Source organism: Burkholderia sp. SIMBA_051, assembly GCF_046534915.1.
Classification (GTDB): domain Bacteria; phylum Pseudomonadota; class Gammaproteobacteria; order Burkholderiales; family Burkholderiaceae; genus Burkholderia; species Burkholderia ambifaria.
Genome location: NZ_JAWRXS010000510.1, coordinates 1 through 258, shown reverse-complemented (window position 1 = coordinate 258; position 258 = coordinate 1). Strand labels below are relative to the sequence as shown.

The following is a 258-nucleotide window of genomic DNA, read 5'->3' as shown; positions in this document are numbered from 1 at the left end:
CATGCGATCGAAGCGGAAGCGCTTGCGGATCTGGGTTTTGCCAGCCGGCACGATCCCGTGATGCTTGGGTTGTTTCAACGGCCCGACGACTTTCAGTTTCCCGAGACCGATGATCCCGTCGACTTTGGCCGGTCCAATGCGTTGCCGGCTGTGTTTGCGTTCGCCGTCGCGGCTTATGACGCTGCGGAGAAGTCGAAGGCTTCAACGACCCGAAGTCGCGTTGCGAACGATGAGCGCGGCGCCGGGCGAGCATGGGGC

General features: G+C 62.4%; 1 protein-coding gene. It reads left to right on the top strand.

Annotated features, from left to right (window positions below):
* Window positions 1-258 (top strand): DUF2471 family protein (locus tag SB771_RS35500; RefSeq protein ID WP_410722102.1); only part of this gene is annotated, 258 nt, incomplete at both ends.